A 17,764-nucleotide genomic window follows, 5' to 3' on the forward strand; every position below is an offset into this window, starting at 1 on the left:
GGCGCTACTCCTTCGCGTCGGCTGGCGGAATGGAGGCCAGGCGTACGCGCTGGCCCGCGTCGATCGCATCGCCGGGATTGAGCACGACCCGCTCGTCGCCGCGCAGGCCATCGCGGATCTCCACGCGCGTACCGAAGTCGCGGCCGAGGGTCACCGTACGCAGCTGCACCACGCCGCGGGGGTCGACCGTCGCCACCTGCACGCCCGCGGGGCGGAACAGCAGCGCGTTGGCAGGCAGCGACAGGCCCGGATGCGCGGCGGTCAGCGGCAAAGTCACTTCGGCATAAGCACCCGGCAACAGCGCGCCATCGGGATTGTCTACGTCGATCTCCACGCGCAGCGTGCGGCTGGCCGCATCGATGGCGCCGGAGGTACGCGCCACCGTGCCGGCGAACACGCGCTCCGGCAGCTGCGGCACGCGCAGGTGCGCGGTTGATCCCGGCGCCACGTCCATGGCCTGGTCCTGCGGCACGTTGACGAACACGCGCAGCCGGTCGGTTTCCGCCAGGCGGAACAGCGGCACGGGGTGACCGCCACCGCCGGCATCGATCAGCGCGCCGGTGTCGACGTTGCGCGCGGTCACCACGCCGGCGAACGGTGCCTGGATCTGCTGGAAGGATTGCAATTGCGCGAGACGATCCACATTCGCGCGCGCCGCACCCAGCATCGCCTGCCTGGCCTTCATGGTGCTGACGCTCTCCTCGCTCGACTGGCGCGACACCGCATCGTTCTTCAGCAGGTCCTGCCAGCGGCTGGCCGTGACCTTGGCGATGTCGTAGTTCGCCGCTGCCGTGGCCGCGTCCGAGCGCGCCTGCGCAAGCTGGGCGTCCACTTCCGGCGCGTCGATGTCGGCCAGCCGCTGCCCGCTCTCCACGTGCGTGCCGATGTCGGCGTACCAGCGCCGCAGATAGCCGCTGGTGCGGGCGTAGACGTCCGCTTCCTGGTAGGGCTGCACGTCGCCGGGCAGCACCAGGGACTGTTGCGCAGGAGCGCGCACGGGCGCCACTACCGCCACGGTGGGCTCGCTCAGCGCCGCGGTCTGCTTCGCCACCGCGGCGTGCGCCGCGAGCCGGGGCAAGGTGCCGACGGCCAGGGCGATGCCCACCAGCGCGAGCGAGATGGCCAGGCGGCGCCTGGGCCAGGAGGAGATATTCAAAGGCATCAACTCGGACATGGGAGTTCTCCGGTCAGGACGCGGCATGCGTGAGTGCAGGCAGCGCGCCGCTGTCGCGGCGGCGCAGCCAGGCATGCACGGCGGCGAAGGCGGTGGGTACGAACACGAGGGTGGTGAGGGTGCCGAACAGCAGGCCGCCGATCACCGCGCGGCCGAGCGGCGCGTTCTGCTCGCCGCCGTCGCCCAGGCCCAGGGCCATGGGCAACATGCCGATCAACATGGCCAGCGCCGTCATCAGCACCGGCCGGAAACGCGTGGCGCCGGCCTCGAAGGCGGCCTGCAGCGGCGTCGAGCCGGCGGCCAGCCGGTCGCGCGCGAAGCTCACCACCAGGATGCTGTTGGCGGTGGCGATGCCGATGCACATGATGGCGCCCGTCAACGCCGGCACGCTTACCGTCGTGCGGGTGACGAACAGCATCCAGGTCGCGCCGGCCAGCGCGCCGGGCAGGCCGCCGATGATCACCAGCGGGTCCACCCACGACTGGAAGTTCACCACCATCAGCGCGTACACCAGCAGCACTGCGCAGGCCAGGCCCAGCAGCAGGCCCTGGAACGAGGACTGCATGGTCTGCACTTCCCCGCGCACCACGATGGCCGAACCCGGCGGCAGGTGCGCGCGGGCCTGCGCGACCAGGCGGTCCACGTCGGCCGCCACCGCACCCAGGTCGCGTCCTTGCACGCCGGCGAACACGTCGATCACCGGCTGCACGTTGTAGTGCGAGACCACCGCCTCCTGGGCACCGCGCGACAGCGTGCTGAGCGAGCCGAGGATCGGCGGCGTGCCGTTGCGCAGGGCGCCCGCCTCGTCGCCGGTGGACAGCGGGATATTGCCCAGCGCCTGCAGCGAATCGATGGCGTACTGCGGCGATTCGGTGGTCAGCGGATAGCTCACGCCGTTCTTCGGATTGAGCCAGAAGTTGGGCGTGGTCTGCGCGCTGCCGGACAGCGCGATCAGCACGTTCTGCGCGATGGCGCGGGCCTGGAAGCCGGCCTGGATGGCCTTGGTGCGATCCACCTGCACGTTGATGGCGGGTGCGTCATCCGGCTGCTGGATGCGCGGATCGACCAGCCCGTCCACGCCGCGCAACTGGCCCAGCAGGCGCTCCGCCACTGCCCGGTTGCCCTGCTTGTCGTTGCCCACCACCTGGATGTCGATCGGCGACGGCAGGCCGAAGTCCAGCGTCTGGCTGATGATGTCCGCCGGCAGGAAGGCGAATGACACGCCCGGGAAATCGCGGTTCAGGCGCTGCCGCAGCTCCGCGACGTAACTTTCCGTCGGCCGGTGACCCGGCTTCAGCGTGATGAGCACGTCCGCGTCGGACGAGCCGACCGGCAGCGACGAGTCGTACGTCATGTTGATGCCACTCACCGGCAGGCCGATGTTGTCCAGCACACTGCCGAGCGTGCCGGCGGGGATCGCCTTGCGCACGTCCTGCTCCACCAGGTCCACCACGCGGGCCGTTTCCTCGATGCGGGTGCCGGTGCGGGCGCGCAGGTGCAGGCGGATCTCGCCGGTGTCGGAGGTCGGGAAGAAGTCGCGGCCAAGCACCGGAATCAGCAGCAGCGAGCCGGCACAGGCAAGGGCGAACGCGATGGCGACGCGTCGGGGGTTGGCGATGGCCAGCCGCACGGTGTCCTGGTAGCGCGCATGGAAACCGTCGAAACCCCGCTCGAAACGCTGCTGCAGGCGGCGCAGCCGTTGCCAGCGCCCCTGCCCCGCCGCGGCGCCGGCCGTTTCGTGCTTGAGCAGATACATCGCCAGCGTCGGAATCAGCGTGCGCGACAGGAAATAGGACGCGAGCATCGCGAACACCACCGCTTCCGCCAGCGGCACGAATAGATAGCGGGCCACGCCGGACAGCAGGAACATCGGCAGGAACACGATGCAGATCGCCAGCGTGGACACCAGCGTCGGCAGCGCGATCTGGTCGGACGCGGTCACGATCGCCTGGTCCAGCGGCTCGCCCAGTTCGCGGCGGTGGCTGATCGCCTCGATCGCCACCGTGGCGTCGTCCACCAGGATGCCCACCGCCAGCGCGAGGCCACCCAGCGTCATGATGTTGATGGTCTGTCCCAGCGCCGACAGCGCGATCAGCGAGGCCATCACCGACAGCGGAATGGTGATGGCGATGATCAGCGTGGAACGCCAGCTGCCCAGGAACAGCAGGATCATCAGCGCCGTCAGCGCGGCGGCGATCAGCCCTTCGCGCACCACGCCGGCCACGGCGGAGCTCACGAACACGGACTGGTCGGACACCGCCTTCACGTCCAGCGCCTTGGGCAGGCCGGCGGCGATCCGCGGCAGCAGCGCCTTGACCTGGCCGATGATGCTGAGCGTGGAGGCGTCGCCGCTCTTCTCCACCTGCAGCAGCGCCGAACGGGTGCCGTCGACGCGCACGATATTGGTCTGCGGCGCGAAGCCGTCGCGCACCTGGGCGACGTCGCGCAGGTAGATCACGCCGCCCGGGGTCGCCTTCAGCGGGATCTGGTTGAGCTCATCGACCGAAGCCGGGCTGCCGTTGAGGTTGACGTCGTATTCCAGCGCGCCGATCTTCGCCGTGCCGCCGGGCAGGATCAGGTTCTGCGCGTTGACCGCGTTGACCACGTCCAGCGGCGACAGGCCGCGCGCCTGCATGGCCTTGGTGTCGATGTCCACCATCACCTGCCGCACCTTGCCGCCGAACGGCAGCGGCACCGCCGCGCCCTGCACCGTGGCCAGCTGCGTGCGGATGAAGTTGTTGCCCAGGTCGTACAGCTGCTGCTCCGGCAGCGAGCGGCTGGACAAGGCTAGCTGCAGGATCGGCACCGTCGAGGCGTTGTAGGAGATGACCAGCGGCGGCAGCGTGCCGGGCGGCAGCACGCGCAGGATGGATTGCGCGTTGGCCGAGGCTTCGGCGATCGCGCGGTTGATGTCGGCGCCGGCATGGAAATACACCTTGATCACCGCTACGCCGTTGACCGTCTGCGACTCGACGTGCTCGATGTTGTCCACGTCCGAAGTCAGCGCGCGCTCGTACGGCGTGGTGATGCGGTTGGCCATGTCCGTGGCCGAGAAGCCGTTGTACGACCACACGATGCTCAGCACCGGGATATTGATGTTCGGAAAGATGTCCGTCGGCGTCCGCAGGATCATCAGCGGCCCGGCGATGGCCAGCAGCAAGGCCAGCACGATGAAGGTATAAGGGCGCCGCAGCGCCAGGTGCACGATCCACATGAGCGAAACCCCGTCGTCGGCCCCGCGGGCCAGTGGCGGGCGGTCCAGCCGCCCCGCGAACAAGGCTAGGCGCGGGGCGCTTGCCCACCCCTGACGGTTACCTGACGATTTTGTAATCACGTCCCCGCGGGCGCCGCGCGTATGATCCGGCCCAACAGGTAAAGCGGATCGGGCCATGCGGCTTCTGGTGATCGAGGACGAAAAAAAGGCGGGCGAGTACCTCAAGAAGGGGCTGGAGGAATCCGGCTTCACGGTGGACGTGGTCGCCAACGGCCTCGACGGCCTGCACCAGGCGCTGGAAGAGGACTACGACCTGATCGTGCTCGACGTGATGCTGCCGGGCATGGACGGCTGGGAGATCCTGCGCCGCCTGCGCCCGAAGAAAGACACGCCGGTGCTGCTGCTCACCGCGGTGGACGAGCTGGAGGAACGCGTGAAGGGCCTGGAGCTGGGCGGCGACGACTACCTGGTCAAGCCGTTCGCCTTCGTCGAACTGCTGGCCCGCATCCGCACCCTGCTGCGCCGCGGCCCGCCGCGCGACATCGAGCACATGCGCATCGGCGACCTGGAGATCGACGCGGTGCGTCGCCGGGTGCGCCGCGACGGCCAGCGCATCGACCTGACCCCGCGCGAATTCTCGCTGCTGCAACTGCTCGCGCGCCGCCGCGGCGAGGTGCTCAGCCGCACGCAGATCGCCTCCTACGTGTGGGACATGAACTTCGACAGCGACACCAACGTGGTGGAGGTAGCCATCCGCCGGCTGCGCGCGAAGATCGACGACGGCTTCGGCGTGAAGCTCATTCACACCGTGCGCGGCATGGGCTACGTGCTGGATGAGGACCCCGAGGCCCGCTGATGCCACGCTTGTCCCTGAGCGCCCGTCTTACCCTCACTTTCGCCGCGATCACCGTGGTGTGCTTCGCCGCGGTCGGCTTCCTGCTCTACCGCGCGGCCGCGCAGCGCATCTACGCACAGGACGAAACCAACCTCGTGCTCACCGCGCGCCACCTGCGCCGGCTGGTCGCGGAACTCGACTCCGTGCCGGACGTAGTGGCGCACCAGGACCGCCTGGTGATCGGCGTGCTGGGCGATACCAACAATGCGTTGCGCATCACCGACGACGCGGGCCGCACGCTGGTCGAGCACAACCCGTCGCACTACGCCATCGAAGCCCGCAACGCGGTACCGGCCGACCAGCGCATCGTCGCCGACGCCATCGGCCACTGGCTCGGCAACCAGGAGGCGCAGGTGCGCGGCATCACGGCCGTCGCGCCGCTGCGGGACGGCAGCCGCGTGTCGATGACCGTGGCGCGCTCGCTCGCCGACCGCGAGGCGCTGCTCGCGCACTATCTGCGCGACATGCTTCATCGCCTCCTGGCGGGCCTGCTGGCCGCGATCGTGCTGAGTTATCTGCTGGTGCGCCAGGCGCTGCGGCCACTGCGGACCATGGCGGCGGACGCCGCGGCCATCCATGCCCAGCGGCTCGACACGCGGCTGTCCACCGGCAACGCGCCGCCCGAACTGCAGGCGCTCGCGGCGGCGCTGAACGACATGCTCGCCCGCCTGGAAGAAGGTTTCGCGCGGGTGTGGCGGTTCACCGTCGACCTCGCCCACGACCTGCGCACGCCGGTGGGCAACCTGCGCGGCAGCAACGAAGTCGCGCTCGCCCGCCCGCGCAGCCAGGCCGAATACGAAGCGCTGCTCGGCTCCAACATCGAGGAATGCGACCGGGTGAGCCGCACCATCGAGAGCGTGTTGTTCCTGGCCCGCGCGGAGAGCCCGCAGTTCGCGCTGCAGCGGACCGGGCTGGACGTGCGCAACGAGCTGGAGCGCATCGCCGACTATTTCGAAGGCATCGCGGGCGACGCCGGGGTCGCGATCGAAGTGCGCGCAGCCGTTCCGCTGTACGCGGACCGCGATCTGTTCCGGCGCGCGGTCGGCAACCTGCTTTCCAACGCGTTGCGCTACACGCCGCGCGGCAGGACCATCCGCCTGTTCGCGGACAAGGCCGGCCAGGACACTATCGTCGTCGTCGAAAATCCCGGCCAGCCCATTCCGCCTGAGCATCTGGACAAACTGTTCGACCGCTTCTACCGCGTCGACCGCTCGCGCAGCGATTCGGCCAGCTCGACCGGCCTGGGCCTGTCCATCGTCCACAGCATCATGGAACTGCACGGCGGACGGGCTTCGGTGGAGTCCGGGCCCGAGGCCACGCGGTTCACCCTGTGGTTTCCCGACGCCCCGATCTCCTGACCGGCCGGCACGACCGCCGGCCGGTCGCCGCCATCAATAGTCGTAGCTGACGCTCAACCGCACGTAACGCGGCGCCTCGCGGTACAGCGCGGTGCCGAACAGCGGGTTCGGCGAGTACGGCGCCTGCTCGGAGTTCGGCTGCAGGAAGGTCGGGCGCTGCTCGTTGAGCACGTTGAAGACATTGGCGTTGAAGGCCAGCCGCTTGGCCGCGAAGGCCGGACGATAGGTCACGCCCAGATCCAGCTGGTGCAGCCACGGCAGGCGGCCATGGCTGCCGGGCGGCGACGGTTCGCCGTTGCAGAAGTGGTAGGCGTTGCCGTAGCCGACCGGGTCGGTGTGGTCCGGTCCGTAGTAACCCAGGCAGATGCGCGGGTTGCCGGACTGCACGCTGAGGTTGCCCGAGAGCTGCCATTCCGGCGTCAACTGGTAGTAGCCGTACAGCTTCACCACGTGGGTGTGGTCGTTGTTCTGCGGGCCGTTGGTGTGCTCCATGATGGCGTAGTTGTCCCAGTCCTCGCTGGCCGAGGCGCCGCCCTGCAGCAGGTCCGAACGCACCTGGCCCTCGGTGTTGCCGTAGCTGCGCGAGAACACGTAGTCGACCTTGCCGTACCAGGTGCCGTCGAACGGATGCTCCAGGAAGGTTTCCAGGCTGTAGTAGCGGCGCTTGAGCCGGTCGAAACCCAGTTCCGCGTTGCTCATCGGCACGCCGACCAGACTGCCGTCGGTGGTTACCAGGTTGAAGGTGTTGGCGCGGCCGGGATTGATGAGGTAGCAGCTGTTGCTGGAGGCGATGTCGTAGCCCAGCGATTGCGCCTTGTCCAACACCCGGTTGACGTCGCAGAAATCGTCGATCGCATTGCGCAGGATGCGCTGGGTCAGCTTGGCGCCATAGACCCAGGCGGGGCCGGCGGTCTTGGTGAAGCCCAGGATGAACTCGTCCTGGTTCTCGGCCTTGATGCCCTGCGCCGTCACCGTGCGCGGATCGGGCGGAATGCCGAACGAATTGTTCGCCGACACCGGCACGGACATCACCGTCAGGTCCGTCGGCGTGCCATCCGCCGCGATGCCGCCGTAGGTGTAGTACTGCTGTGTGCTGACATAGCCCGCGGCTGCGCCGGTGGCGGGGTTGAGCGGCATGCTCAGGTAATAGCGCCCCGCGTTGCCGTAGACCTTGAAGCTGGAATCGCCATTGACGTCCCAGCTGAAGCCCAGGCGCGGCGCCCACTGCGGCTTGGTCTGCGTGATGAAGGCTTCGCCGTTCGGGTTGTAGTCGGTGAACTGGTCGTTGCGCAGGCCCAGCGACAGCAGCCAGCGATCGCTGACCTGCCATTTGTCTTCCACGTACTGGGCGCGCTGCATGGAGCGCACGCTGACCGCGTTGTTGGCGATGTTCTTCTGGACGTAATAGCCGTCCTGCCCATGGGGGAAGCCGGCCGGCGCGGGCACGCCCAGGCCGGAGACGATCGGCTCGTTGGGCGTGTTGGTATGCCCGTATTGCCAGGTGTAACCCGGACCGGAATTGCGATTGCCCTGGTTCAGCGCCTCCGACCGCTGGTTGTCGATGCCCACGCTGATCATGTGGTCGCCCAGGTGATAGCTCAGGTCCACGCGGGTATTGGTGGTCTTGTTGCCGCGCGCCGGATCGTAGAGCGTCGACACGGTCTGGTTGTTGCCGCGCGGCGCGCCGCCGTTGAGCGCGGGGTTCTGGTTGGTGATGCCGCTGACGAAGGTGAGGCTCTCGTCGTAGCTGCCGGGCACGTCGTAGTCGCGCGTCTTCATCTCGCCGTACATCGCGCTCAGCGTGAGGTTGTCGGTGAGATAGCCGGTGTACTTGGCCACGTAGAGGTCGCCGCCCACCTTGGTGTTGTCGTCGGCGTTGATGAAGTCGCCCTTGCGGCGCGCGGTGTAGTCGTAGTCGTAGATCGAGCCGCTGCCCTTGCGCTTGTCCGACGCACCGGTCACTTCCAGGATCTGGCTGTCAGTGATGTTCCAGTCCAGCTTGCCGTACCAGCGCGGACTGTCGTAGCGGTAGGTCTGGTAAGGCTTGCTGTTGTCGACCGCGTTGACGTTGGTGCCGTCCTGCCGCTCGAACTCGCCCGCGACGAAGAAGAACAGCTTGTCCTCGATCAGCGGGCCGCCGACGTAGGCGCTGGCGGTGGTGGTCCACAGCTTGTTCTTGCTCTTGGGGTCGTAGAGATTCCCCGCCACCGGCGAGACCGGCAGGCCGTTGGCGTAATAGAGGTCGGTGTAGTCGCTGCGCGCGAAGGACGGTTCCCACAGGATCTGCGCGCCGAAATGCCACTGGTTGCTGCCGCGCTTGCCCACCTGGTTGATCACGCCGCCGTCGGAACGGCCGTACTGCGCGCTGTAGCCGCCGGTGTAGACCTCCTGCTGGTCGATCGCACCGTACGGCAGCGTGATGCCGCCATGGCCATTGAGCGGATCGGTAGTGTTGAAGCCATTGATGTAATAGGCGTTCTCGGTGGCGGCCGAGCCGCCGAAGCTGACCAGCGGCTTGCCGGTGGCGCTGGTGAAGTTGGCGCTGTTGCGGTTCACGCCCGGGGCCAGCATGGCAATCCCTTCGGCGGAGCGCGCCAGCGGCAGCCTGGCCAGCTGGTCGGCGGTGATGACTGTGCGCGAGTCCACGCTGGTCACGTCGATAGCCGGCAAGGCATTGCCCACCACGGTGACCGAGCCCAGGTTGGCGACCGCTTTCTCCGTGGCCGCGGCGCCGGCGAAGGAAACGTCGGTGCCCGCGCCCACCTGCAGCGTGATCCGGTCGCGGCTCTCCACCGTCTGGCCATCGCGCCGCAAGGACACCGTGTACGTGCCCAGTGGCAGCTGCGAGGCGACGTAGCGTCCGCGCGCATCCACGCCGACTTCGCGCTTGAAGCCGCTGGCGCTTTCGATCAGCACAGTGTCGCCGCCGCCGGTCGAGGCCACCTGGCCGAAGATGGAGCCCGTCGTGGATTGCGCGAGCGCCGCGCCCGAGGCCATCAAGCCGATGGCGAGCGCCAGATGCAAGACACGGTTACGCGGCAACGATTGCGTCGCTTCGATCATATTCATCCCCATCGCTGGCAAAAGCCCTGGACGGGATGACCGTGTCGGACGACACGCCGGCAAGCGAGTGCGCAAGGAAGCGTTGCACTGAAGCCAGGATCGGCCCCGCAATCCCTTACATGGATCGATCTAAATCCCGCCCCCTATAAAGCCCGAGGAGATCGCTCCCTTCGGGCTTGCGGCAAACTTGCTCCTCGGTCACACGAATGTCAACTATTGAGTGCGCGAACCGCGTAGACGCTTAGACGTCTAAATCGCACAACCCGTTCCATGCACCCTTTCTTCACGCGATGAGATCCGCGAACCACCCCGCTGAAAGACCCGGTGGACGGACGTCGCGCGAGCGATCGGTCGATGAGAGTCTTTACCGTGAGCCGCGTGGATGGAGCTGGATGCCGCAAGCGTGCTTTCATGGCATGTCCATGGCGCGGCACCGGCACTCGCAAGCGCAGCCGGCGGCAGGCATGCCCTCCGGCACCGGGGGCTTCCGAAACCCGCCGGCTCAGGCATGATATCCCGCTGCCAACCAGGGGGAAGGAACGCCGTGGAATCGAACCACACCGCGCCCGTGCGCGAGCATCACGTGCATCAACGCCATTTCGACCGGCTGGTGATGCTATCCGACGGCGTGTTCGCCATCGCCATGACCTTGTCGGCAGTCGAGCTCAAGCCCGAGGGACCGGCGGCCGGGCATAGCCTGGCCGAACTCTGGGCCACGCCGCTGCTGATCTACTTCGTGAGCTTCTTCATCGTCGGCGGCGTGTGGATCCGCCACCGGCGCGTGCTGGCGAGCCTGCGCCGGGTGGACATGCCGGCGGCCCTGCTCACCCTCGCACTGCTGAGCCTGGTTTCGCTGATGCCGGTGGTGGTGCGCGTCATGCTCACCGACGCCGACGGTGCGTCGGAGCACGGCATGCTGATCTACTCGGTGGCGCTTGCCGCCAACTACCTGTGCCTCAGCGCCTCGTGGGGCTATGCCGCCTTCGTCGGCCACCTGGCGCCGGACGTGCCCAGGGCCACGGCCTGGAGCTGGCTGCTGCAGGACCTGTTCGTGGCCGTCCTGTTCGGCGCCGTGGCGCTGTTCAGCCTGCACCTCAAGCTGGCCGCCCTGTTGCTGACCCTGTGCGGCATCGGGCTGCGCTACCTCTCCTGGGTGAAGGCGCGCACGGTCGTGGGCGCCGACTCACCGTCCTGAGGACGGGCGTCGCTCGTCCTCAGCTCCGGTCGCCGATGGCGGTCACGGCCTCCGGCACCGCCAGCAGGCGTTCCTTGCCGATCGGCTCGCCGCTGACGTCGGACAGGCCGTAAGTGCCTTCCTCGATCTTCTCCAGCGCGCGCCGGATGTCCCCGAGGCGGCGGATGGCGTGCCGCAAGGTCGCTTCGTCGTTCTCGCCGATCGCCATGGTCTGCCCGTCGTCGCCGCTGTCGCGCACCTCGTCAATGCCGGCGTACTGCGCCTGCGCCTCGTCGCTGCCGGCGTCGTCGCCGCTGCCTTTCAGCTCGTCGAGCATGGCCTGGAGCCGCTTGCGCTGGGCCTCGATGAAGGCGGGTTCGAGACCGCTCTTGGAAGAATGCCGGTCGCTCATGGCGGTGCCTTTCGCTGGAGGGGAGTCGTCGAGGTTAAGCAGCCGGAGGCTCCTCGCCTATACCCAAAACGGTAGCCATGCCGTCACGCCGGCCGCAGGCTCTGCAAGGCGGTCGGCAGCAGTTCGGCCACCGTCGGGTGGATGTGCACCGCCTGGGACACGGTGGTATACGGCGCTTTCGCGTACATCGCATCGAGCAGGCAGTGGATCGCTTCGTCGCCATTCACGCCGAAGATCGCCGCGCCGAGCAGTTGCTGCGTGGCGCCGTCGACGATCACCTTCATGAAGCCCGTGGTCTCGCCGCGCTCGACGGCGCGCCCCACGCGCGACATCGGGCGCATGCCCACCCGCACGTCGTGGCCGGCGTCCCGCGCCTCGCGCTCCGTCAGGCCGATGCGCGCCAGCGGCGGATCGGTAAACAGGCTGTAGGCGGTGATGCGGTCGGAGATGCGGCGCGCGCCTTCGCCCAGCACGCTGTCGGCGACGATCTCGAAATCGTTGTATGACGTGTGGGTGAAGGCGCCCTTGCCGTTGCAATCGCCCACCGCCCAGATGCCCGGCGCGCTGCTGCGTCCGTGGTCGTCCACCTGGATATAACCGTGCGCATCCACCGCCACGCCGGCCTTCTCGAGCCCGAGGTCGTCGGTGTTCGGGCGTCGGCCCACGGCCAGCAGCAGGTGGCTGCCCACCGTCGCCTCGCACAGCGTGTTGCCCTTGGCCTTGACCCGTATCGCCCCCGCCTCGCCTTCCAGCGCGATGCATTCCGCGCCCAGGTACACGGTGATGTCCTCGTCCCGCAGCAGGCCCATGACCGCGGCGGAGACCTCGTCGTCCTCGCGCGGCAGCAACCGCTGCGAGCGTTCCACGATGGTGACCTTGGAACCGAAGCGCCGGAACATCTGCCCGAATTCCAGCCCGATATAGCTGCCGCCGACGATCAGCAGGTGTTCCGGCAGCTCGCGCAACTCCATCATCCCGGTGTTGGTCAGGTAGGGCACCGCGTCGATGCCGGGAAAGTCCGGCGCGGACGCGCGACCGCCTACATTGATGAAGAATGCCCCGGCCTCGATCAGCTCGTCGCCTACCCGCAGGCTGGTCGGCGACTCGAAGCGCGCGTGGCCTTCCAGCAGCGTCACGTTCGGCATCTCGCGCAGCCAGCGTTCCACGCCCTCGCGCGCCTTGCCGGAAATGCCGCGCGTGCGCTCCCATACGCGCTGCATGTCGACCGCCGCTTCGCGCTCGCTACGCACGCCGTACTCGTGTGCGCGGCCGGCCATGTGCGCCACGTAGGCGCTGGCCACCATCGCCTTGGTCGGGATGCAACCGGTGTTCACGCAGGTGCCGCCGACGAGCTTGCGCTCGATCACGGCGACGCGCCGGCCCGCCTTGCCCAGGCGCTCGGCCAGCGGCGGCCCCGCCTGGCCCGCGCCGATCACCACGGCGTCGTAATGCTGGCTCATGTGCTTTTCCGCCTTCGCTCGTCATCCAGGAGGCCAGCATGCGCCTCCGCGGTTCAAAAGGGAGTGCACGATCGGGTAGCGAAAGCTCGTCCGGGCGGCATCACGGGCACCGCGAGGCGGCCGGACGGCCCGCGCGAAGGCCGCCAGGCGCGGACTTGCGCGGCGCCGAAACGCTCCCGTATCGTCCGGACAGCATCCGCGGGGACGACGCCGTGCCCATTCTGGTGGCCATCGCATTTCTCACCTGCCACGCGCTCGCCCTGGCGCTGTTCCCCGACCACGCCAAGCTGCTCTCCTACCTCTTCCTGATCGCCGCCCCGCTGCTGGCGGCGCTGGCCTGCGCATGGCGCAGCCGGGGCGATCCGGTCGCCCACGGCTGGATCGCGCTGGCGCTGGGCATGCTGCTGTGGACCGCAGGCATGGCCTCCAACATGGTCATGGCAATGGTCCTGGCCAATGCCAACCCGACGCCGGGCCTCAGCATGCTGTGCTACGTGCTGTACGGCGTGCCGCTCACCTACGCGCTGGCCACCTCGCCGCGTGAAGCCTGGCCGGTGCGGCTGATCGACGCGCTGCTGGCGCTGGCCGTGGGCTATCTGTTCTTCGTGCATACCTTCTCGTTCGCCACCCTGAGCAATGCCAGCGACGAAGGCGTGGAACGCCTGCGGCTGATGTTCGACATCGAGAACGTGTTCATCGCCGCGTTCGCGGTGGTGCGCTGGCTGGCCGCCGGCGGCGAGCATCGCGTGTTCTTCCGGACGCTGGCGATCTTCGCGCTGCTCTACCTGGCGACGGCGGCCTACATCAATCACACCCAGAGCGACGTGGATTACGGCACCCTGGCCGACCTGGTGATCGACCTGCCCTTCCTTACCCTCGCCGCGATGGCTCTGCGGCCGGCCGCAGCCCGCGCCGACGCCCCGGAAGCGCCGCGGCGCCTGAGCCTGGTCGTGCGCGCCGGCAGTCCGCTGATGATGCCGCTCACCCTGCTCGTCGTGTCCGGCCTGATCCTGCACACCCATGCCGCACTGGCCACGGCCGGCTTCGCGGTCGCCTTGCTGGGCTACGGCGTGCGCAGCGTGCTCACGCAGGTGCGCACGCTGGAGGAACAGGACCAGCTCAGCGAACTGACGCGCATCGACCCGCTCACCGGCATCGCCAACCGCCGCCAGTTCGACGAGACGCTGAAGCGCGACTGGGCCCCGGCCGCGCGCGGCGAACGCGGCATGGCGCTGCTGCTGATCGACGTCGATCATTTCAAGCAGCTCAACGACCGCTTCGGCCATCCGGCCGGCGATGCCTGCCTGCGCGAAGTGGCCGAGGTGCTGAAGGAGTGCGCGGTGCGCAGCACCGACCTGGTCGCACGTTACGGCGGCGAGGAGTTCGCGGTGATCCTGCCGTATACGTCGCAGCACGGCGCGGAGCGGCTGGCCGAGACGATCCGCGCCGCCATCGAGCGCCGCCCCCTGCCTGTCGCGGTGGCGGAGGGTACATCGCCGCCGGCGAGCCTGACGGTGAGTATCGGGGTGGGTTATGTGGCGGAGTTGGTGGGGCGGCGGCCCGAGGCGCTGATGGGGGTGGCGGATGGGGCGCTTTATGAGGCGAAGCGTGGGGGGCGTAATCGAGTGTGTGTGCGGGTGTTGTGATTTTTTTCTTGGTGGCGTGGCGCTTTTTTTTGTCGTTGGCCGGCGTGCGTAGGTTGGGGTGAGCTTGCGAACCCCAACGGGAGCTAAGGACCGCCTCGTCCTCTCATCCTCGTCATTCCGACGCAGGCCGGAACCCAGTAGCGACACGGCTCGGTTGTCGCGACGTGATCGCCAGTCTTGTCTCGCCCCGTGCGGGGGCGAGGGTTTCGCTCTCCTGCCGGAGAGCGAGTTACTTCTTCTTTGCTTGCCCAAAGAAGAAGTAACCAAGAAGAAAAGGCCCCCTGCGCGGCGCCCTCCGCAGCCTTCGCTGCTCCGGGTGCGTTGAGGGCTGGCCGGGCTTTTCGATCGGGCATCCTTGCCCGAATCGAAAAGGCGGGGACGTCCTGTCCCCGCCCGCCTGCGGCGGCCTGATCGTCCAGCCCTCACCGCCGCGAAGGGAACCCGGCAGATCAAGAGCCACTCGGAGCATCGCTTCGCTCGCTCTTGTTTGGTCGTTGGTTGCTTGGCGCGGTACCTCACTTCTCCTTCTCCCCTCCGGGGAGAAGGCGGGATGAGGGGCGGGGCTTGCGCCAACGCAATTCGAGCGAACACATCCTGCAAATCGCGATGCCCCGCATAACCCCTAAGCGCCAATGGCCGCTTCACAGCTCACCGCTTCCCACGCACACCCCGGAATCCACTAAATCCGCACAACTGCACCCACGATCACACCTATTCGCTAACCCGCTCTATGCCGCTTGCATACGATGACGAACACGCCAACCACCTCCTCTCGACATGCGTTGAACGCCCCTGACGCTATCAACGCAAGCGCCGCACACTGAGCTTCTCCACGCCACCCCAGCCACACGCTCGAGGCCGCCATGTCCAACAACCTCAGCCGCGCGGATCTGCCGGAAGGTGCCGCGCAGACCATCGAACGCATTTACCGTGAATGGGATCGCGCCTGGTCCGAGGACGATCTGGACGCGATGATCGCGCTCTATGCGCCGGACGCCACGCTGGAGAGCCCGCTGGTGCCGCATCTGCTGGGCGGGAACGTCGGCGTCATCAAGGGCCGCGAGGCCATTCGCGAGTTGCTGGAGAAAGCGGCGCCACGCAAGCCGGGAAGCCGGCACTTCCATCGCCGTGGCTATTTCACCGATGGCTCTGGGCTAATGTGGGAGTACCCGCGTGCCACGCCGACCGGCGAGCAGATGGATTTCATGGAAGTAATGGATATACGCGACGGCCTGATCCAATGGCATCGCGTCTACTGGGGGTGGCGCGGCGTCGAGGTGATCAAGGCGGACGCCTACTACAAAGATAAGTAGCGCGATGAACCACCAATGCGGGACATTCACTTCCCGCGAGCCCGGCTCCCTTCGTCGAGAGAAGCCGGGCTCGCCGCGTGTGCCGCCTATGTCCAGTTCTCGCTCACCCAGGCACGCACGCCCTGCCACTCCTGCGACTTCTTGATGTAGTTGTGCGTCGCTCTCACCAGCTCGCCCACCTTCTCGTAGTCGTCCAGCGCGAATGGCTGGTCGAGCGGTACGTTCGCGCGCATGTAGTTGCCGCCCAGCAATTGCGCCGCCTGGGCGGCTGCCAACTCCGCGGTGGCATCCATCGTCAGATTGAGCAGCGCCATGGCCGGTACCAGGCCGTTGCTGGACGGCCACAGCCAATGCTGTGACGCCCCAATCCAGCGGATTGCCCACGTCGTTGTTCGGCATGCCGACCGGATTGACGCCGGTGCCCAGCGACAGCATCAGGATGTCCGACGGACCGGTGACGTAGCCCTGGTAGATCGCTTCCACGATCGCCGTCATCGACGGGTTGTTGGCGAACGTGCCGCCGTCGGCAAAATAGCCGTAATCACCCACGGCATACGGCGGAAAGTAAGTCGGCGCGGCCGAGGTGGCCAGCGCTGCGTCGAGCATGTCGATGTCGCGGTAGACATTCTTCGTGCCGTTGGAAATCGTGCAGGGCTCCCAGCTGTTCTGGTCCAGGTCCCACAGCCGCGCGGAGTTAACCGCCACAAAGGGGCTGACCGAGGACAGCTTGCCGCTCACCATGGTCCCCGCGACCTGCTTCAGGCCGGTGTTGACGTACTGGCATTTGAAGAGGCCCGGGCCGCTGCCCAGCTCCTGCGTCGACTGTGCCGGCGCCTGGGGCTGCAGCTTGGCTTGCGCGTCCAGCAACCAGCCGTTGGGCTGGAAGATGGTGGAGCCCTTGTGAGTGTAGACGTCGACGATGGTGCCGATGTCCTGGCCGTTCGCCAGGCCCAGCGCGATCAGGCCGCCGGTCGACGTGCCGGCGAAGCCGTCAGCGTTCTTGACGATGCTGAAGCTCTGGTCCAGGTCCTGGATGAGCAGCGCCGTGATGACGCCGCGTATGCCGCCGCCGTCGCAACAGAGAATCTTGAAAGCCATGGTTTTCCCCCTGGTGGAATCGCGTCCGTGTGTTCGTGGGCGTCGCGCTCACGAAACCTTCGCAATCTGCATCCGGGGTCGTGACGGCGGTGTCTAGGCGCGGGCGAGCCATGCCTCCATCCGCCCGCTCAGCCCGCGACGTCGCCCGCGCCGTTCACTAGCGAGGCCCAGCCTTGCTCGTTCCGGTGCATCACGAGGCTGACCTCGCCGCCACCACGCTTTCCGTCCATCTGGCTGAGCTTCTTGCAGAGCGACCAGAACGGCACCTGTCCGCGCAGCCGCTCCCAGGCCAGCGCGCGCAGCGTGATGTCGCTGTAGCGCGGCAAGGTTAGTCGCCCCCGCTCCCATAGCGAGACCGTGTGCTCGGCCAGGTCGAGCGACTCGGCCAGCTGCCGCTGCGAGATCGCCAGGCGTTTGCGGAGAAATCGGAAGGTCTTGCCGTTCAACGGCACGGCGGCATCGATCACGGCATCGGTGATCGCGCGGAGCAAACCCTCCGCGTCCTGGACGACGGTCTCTTCGCCATCGACCGTCTTCCTCATGCTGTAGCCATTGAGGAGGAAGACGTTGTCGAGCTCGCAAGCGTCGTAGTGGTAAAGCTGGCCTTTCACAACACCCCCTGCACTGTCGCTCCATCCAGAGCCACGACGTGGTTGACCAGCGGGGGAGAGTCGTTCGCCCACCGACGGCACGTGCGCATGCTCTCCGTGCTGGCGCCTGGTTGGAATCAGAGTTTTCCTAGGGATACGGGCAACATAACGCCGTGGCCCGGCCTTGCCATCCGCCCGCCGCGCGGGCGACGGGCGAAACTTCAGCAGCGTGAAGAACGAGTCGTGAGAGCGCATGGCGGAAAACCGGCCTCGACCGGCCGTTGCCGGGAAACAGCCAGGCCATCCGGCCCCCTGCCCTTACCCCCTGTGTCCGGCGCCCGCCATGCGCCCTCACGACTCGCTCTTC

General features: G+C 67.6%; 11 protein-coding genes and 1 pseudogene. 5 read left to right on the top strand and 7 right to left on the bottom strand.

Features of this window, described 5'->3' with window-relative positions:
* Window positions 1–4: 4 nt before the first annotated feature.
* A complete protein-coding gene (locus tag RKE25_RS13185; RefSeq protein ID WP_311838565.1) occupies window positions 5–1,174 on the bottom strand; it encodes an efflux RND transporter periplasmic adaptor subunit in 1,170 nt (389 codons plus the stop codon).
* A 13-nt stretch (window positions 1,175–1,187) separates the two neighbouring features.
* Entirely contained in the window at window positions 1,188–4,388 is a 3,201-nt protein-coding gene (locus tag RKE25_RS13190; RefSeq protein WP_311838566.1) for an efflux RND transporter permease subunit, read from the bottom strand.
* Window positions 4,389–4,563: 175 nt separating this feature from the next.
* Here RKE25_RS13190 and RKE25_RS13195 point away from each other — a divergent pair, with 175 nt between their 5' ends.
* The gene (locus RKE25_RS13195; protein WP_311838567.1) at window positions 4,564–5,244 is read left to right on the top strand and encodes a heavy metal response regulator transcription factor; all 681 of its coding nucleotides are present in this window, start codon (window positions 4,564–4,566) and stop codon (window positions 5,242–5,244) included.
* Entirely contained in the window at window positions 5,244–6,641 is a 1,398-nt protein-coding gene (locus tag RKE25_RS13200; protein WP_311838568.1) for a heavy metal sensor histidine kinase, read from the top strand. The genes RKE25_RS13195 and RKE25_RS13200 overlap by 1 nt, the downstream gene beginning before the upstream one ends.
* A gap of 33 nt (window positions 6,642–6,674) precedes the next feature.
* Here RKE25_RS13200 and RKE25_RS13205 read toward each other — a convergent pair whose 3' ends face one another.
* Window positions 6,675–9,704, bottom strand: coding sequence for a TonB-dependent receptor plug domain-containing protein (locus RKE25_RS13205; RefSeq protein WP_311842388.1), 3,030 nt, complete (start codon window positions 9,702–9,704; stop codon window positions 6,675–6,677).
* A 544-nt stretch (window positions 9,705–10,248) separates the two neighbouring features.
* Between RKE25_RS13205 and RKE25_RS13210 the strand changes: the two genes are divergently transcribed.
* Window positions 10,249–10,899, top strand: a complete 651-nt coding sequence (locus tag RKE25_RS13210; RefSeq protein ID WP_311838569.1) for a TMEM175 family protein — start codon at window positions 10,249–10,251, stop codon at window positions 10,897–10,899.
* A 19-nt stretch (window positions 10,900–10,918) separates the two neighbouring features.
* Here RKE25_RS13210 and RKE25_RS13215 read toward each other — a convergent pair whose 3' ends face one another.
* Together RKE25_RS13215 and RKE25_RS13220 are read right to left on the bottom strand one after the other, a co-directional pair.
* Window positions 10,919–11,290 carry a TraR/DksA family transcriptional regulator gene (locus RKE25_RS13215; protein WP_311838570.1) on the bottom strand — a complete coding sequence of 124 codons (372 nt, stop codon included), beginning with the start codon at window positions 11,288–11,290 and terminating at the stop codon, window positions 10,919–10,921.
* An 83-nt stretch (window positions 11,291–11,373) separates the two neighbouring features.
* Window positions 11,374–12,750 (bottom strand): FAD-containing oxidoreductase, encoded by a 1,377-nt coding sequence (locus RKE25_RS13220; RefSeq protein ID WP_311838571.1) that lies wholly within the window; start codon window positions 12,748–12,750, stop codon window positions 11,374–11,376.
* Between the two features lie 212 nt (window positions 12,751–12,962).
* Between RKE25_RS13220 and RKE25_RS13225 the strand changes: the two genes are divergently transcribed.
* Window positions 12,963–14,396, top strand: coding sequence for a GGDEF domain-containing protein (locus RKE25_RS13225; protein WP_311838572.1), 1,434 nt, complete (start codon window positions 12,963–12,965; stop codon window positions 14,394–14,396).
* 863 nt (window positions 14,397–15,259) lie between these two features.
* On the top strand, window positions 15,260–15,709 hold the full coding sequence (locus tag RKE25_RS13230; RefSeq protein ID WP_311838573.1) for a nuclear transport factor 2 family protein: 450 nt from the start codon (window positions 15,260–15,262) through the stop codon (window positions 15,707–15,709).
* Between the two features lie 546 nt (window positions 15,710–16,255).
* On the opposite strand, the pseudogene RKE25_RS13235 reads toward RKE25_RS13230, so the two are convergent.
* Both RKE25_RS13235 and RKE25_RS13240 read right to left on the bottom strand, forming a co-directional pair.
* Window positions 16,256–16,807: pseudogene (locus RKE25_RS13235) on the bottom strand (patatin-like phospholipase family protein); the annotation flags it as partial.
* Between the two features lie 128 nt (window positions 16,808–16,935).
* A complete protein-coding gene (locus RKE25_RS13240) occupies window positions 16,936–17,418 on the bottom strand; it encodes a hypothetical protein (protein ID WP_311838574.1) in 483 nt (160 codons plus the stop codon).
* Between the last annotated feature and the right edge of the window lie 346 nt (window positions 17,419–17,764).

It is taken from the genome of Dyella sp. BiH032, from assembly GCF_031954525.1.
Classification (GTDB): Bacteria; Pseudomonadota; Gammaproteobacteria; order Xanthomonadales; family Rhodanobacteraceae; genus Dyella_D.